Raw genomic sequence first — 2973 nt, forward strand, 5'->3', positions numbered from 1 at the left:
GGGCAGCCGGTCAAACATGCCGACGGAATTGCTGACTGCCGTTCCCGCTATGGCGGTGGCCGGGAGGAAGAGCCCCGCGACCAGCACGCCGCAAAGTGCGCCGGCACCAAGGAAGGAGAGGATCTTCCCCCATCGCGAGTCCCTACTTGGCATCAGTGTGTTCCCTCGGTGCGCTCTCTTGTTTCGCCCGCGGGCCGGAAGACGGCGGTTGTTGATCGACGTCGATGTCGACGTCGGCGTCCGCGTCGGTGCGGGCGCCATCCGGCAAGGCGACCGAGCGACCGCGGCGGAAGAGCATGACGAATCCGGCGGACCCTGCCAGGAAGATCAGTGCCGCCACCCAGGTGTTCACCCTGAGCCCCAGTATCAGGTTGGCGTAGTCCGAGCGCATCAGMTCAAAGGCAAACCGCCCGGCCGTGTAGCCYGCGACGTAGAGAGCGAAAACGCTTCCGGCTCCGAGGCTGAATCGCCGGTCCAGGTAGAGGATCAGGAAGCCGACCGCGACGCACMAGAGGGACTCGTAGAGGAATGTGGGCTGGAAATAGCCGAGAACGACCGGAGCGCCGGAGGCGTTGGTGAGCGCGGACCCGGTGGCGTAGTCCATCTGGTGGATCTGGAGTTTCCACGGCAGCATGGTCGGGTCCCCGTAGAGTTCGTTGTTGAACCAGTTCCCCCAGCGGCCCAGGGCCTGGGCAAAGAGCACGCCCGGCGCCACCGCATCCAGGAAGGCAACGAGCGACACATTCGMCCTCCGGCAGCCGATCCACGCCCCCAAGCAGCCCAAGGCAATCGCCCCCCAGATGCCCAGGCCGCCGTCCCAGATGGCGAACGCATTCCAGGGGTTCGCGCCGGGAACGAAGTACAGCTCGGGATCGGTAACGACATGGTAAATCCGGCCGCCGACAATTCCTGCAGGYACGGCCCACAGACAGATGTCCAGAACCTGCMCGGAGTGGCCGCCGCGGGCCGCCCAGCGGCGGGATCCCAGCCAGATGGCCACAGCGATGCCGGCCATGATGCACAGGGCATAGAAGTGGATGGTCAGCGGGCCCAKATGAATGGCACTGACCGTGGGTGAAGGGATGAAGGAATCACTGGCAGGCATTAGTTCGGTCACAGAACTATTCTATAGGGGGAATTATCGGGATAGGCTGACCTCGTGGACACGGCCGAAGTATCAATTCAGAAAACTGAGACGGCCGGSACCGCCGCGTGGTCATTGACCGGCGCCATCACACGTCTGCGCCGCGTTCTGCGCTCGAGCGTGCGGCAGGAGTTTCCCTGGGAATCACTGCCCATGGCCCAGGTCGAAGTCCTCCAGCGGCTGGCCGACGAACCGGGCCTGGGCGTTAGCGGACTTGCCGCTCGTCAGCGCCTGGCAACCAACACGGTGAGCAACCTGGTCCAGCAAATGGTKACGACCGGACTCGTGGAACGCCTGGCCCGTCCCGGCGATCGCCGGTCCGTGAGCCTGAGCCTGACCCCTCAGGGCGCTGAGGTGCTGAGCGCGTGGCAGGCAGCCAATGACCGCCGGCTCGGCCATGCCCTGAATCGTTTGCCGTCGACCTATCAGAAAGCCATCGAAGACGCCGTCCCAGCCCTGGCCGCGCTCGCGGCCCTGCTGGAATCCGATGAGCAGAACCGGGACAGCAGCCCGGGAACAGTGCCGCCCCCGCCCAGGTGAGCCCTACAGCCTCACGGGCACCTCACACCGCGCCCGATGGCGCGGGATCAGTCTCCGATTCCTCCGTCGGCTTCCGCCGGACCAGTGCGGTGGGGATGTTCTTCGAGAACAGCAGCGAAAGCGATCCGATGAACACCAGGGCCACCATCGATGCCCTGAGCGAGGACACCTGCGAGTCAGCGTAAAGCGTAGTCAGCGTGGCGGCGTCGCCGGGTGAAAGGCCCGCCTGCGTCGCGATGTCGTCCACGGTGGACACGGGCACAATGTTGACGCCGGCCTGCGTTTGGGCGGCAACGAKATCCTTCACGTTGCTTGGAAGGTCGCTGCTGTCCACAGCACCCAGGAACGAGCTCGAGAGCGACKCGATCAGGACGGATCCGATGAGGGCCGTTCCCAGCGAGGAGCCGAGGTTCTGGAAGATCCCCTGGAGGCCGCCGATCTCACTGGACCGCTCGACCCCGACACTCGACATCGTCACGTTGCCGATCTGGGATGCCAGCAGCCCCAGGGCGGCTCCCGCGAAGAACATTCCGACCGCAAAGAGCACGCTCCGGAGGTCCAGAGATACCGATCCGAGCAACACGAAACTGCTCGCCACCAGGATGAGCTGCCCGAGCCGAACGATGCGGCGCGGTGACCAGATGGCCGTCAGTCGGGTGCCGACAACCGAGAACAGAATCAGCGAAACCGAGAGCGGAAAGATCTTGATGCCGGTTTCGAGCGCGTTGAGTCCAAGCGTCATCTGCAAATACACCGKAATCATAAAGAACAGGCCCGCCGTGATCATGTATTGGGCGGCGAGGACGGACAAGCCGGAACGCAGCTGCTTGATCGACAACATCGAGACGTGAACCAGCGGGGGACGCCCCCGCCGGATGAGTGCTTCCTGCCGGGCAAAGAAAGCCCACAGCAGGAATCCTCCGGCCAATATCAAGTAGGGCACCAGGGACAGGCCCAGCGGATTGATCGGAACGCCGCCGATCTCCGGCGAGTGCTTGGGCAGAATCCAGCCCCACGTCTTGCTTTGGAGCATGGCGAAAACGATCAGGGTCAGGCYCGCCGCCGAGAGCAGGACGCTGACACCATCGATTTTGATGCTTTGCGGGCGGCTGGTGTCGGGCACAAGGCGTGAAAGGGCGACCACGGCCGCCATCACCACGACTTCGCCAACGAACACATACCTCCAGCTCAGGTACGTTGTGACGTAGCCGCCGATGAGGGGGCCCAGTGCGACGGCGGCGCCCGAGGTCGCCCCGATGATCGCGAACCCGGTCACCCTGTCCTGGTCC

At 64.5% G+C, this 2973-nt stretch carries 3 protein-coding genes; 1 reads left to right on the plus strand and 2 read right to left on the minus strand.

The features are described from left to right. Positions 1–142: 142 nt before the first annotated feature. On the minus strand, positions 143–1105 hold the full coding sequence (lgt, locus tag AC1DBQ_RS22700) for a prolipoprotein diacylglyceryl transferase (protein WP_476930658.1): 963 nt from the start codon (positions 1103–1105) through the stop codon (positions 143–145). 192 nt (positions 1106–1297) lie between these two features. On the opposite strand from lgt, the gene AC1DBQ_RS22705 reads away from it, so the two are divergent. Continuing rightward, entirely contained in the window at positions 1298–1684 is a 387-nt protein-coding gene (locus AC1DBQ_RS22705) for a MarR family winged helix-turn-helix transcriptional regulator (RefSeq protein WP_476930656.1), read from the plus strand. Between the two features lie 22 nt (positions 1685–1706). Here the strand turns inward: AC1DBQ_RS22705 and AC1DBQ_RS22710 are convergent. Continuing rightward, positions 1707–2973, minus strand: a 1267-nt coding sequence (locus AC1DBQ_RS22710; RefSeq protein ID WP_476930657.1) for an MFS transporter, incomplete at its 5' end; no start/stop codon positions are given.

It is taken from the genome of Arthrobacter sp. 10T413_2 (assembly GCF_056394205.1).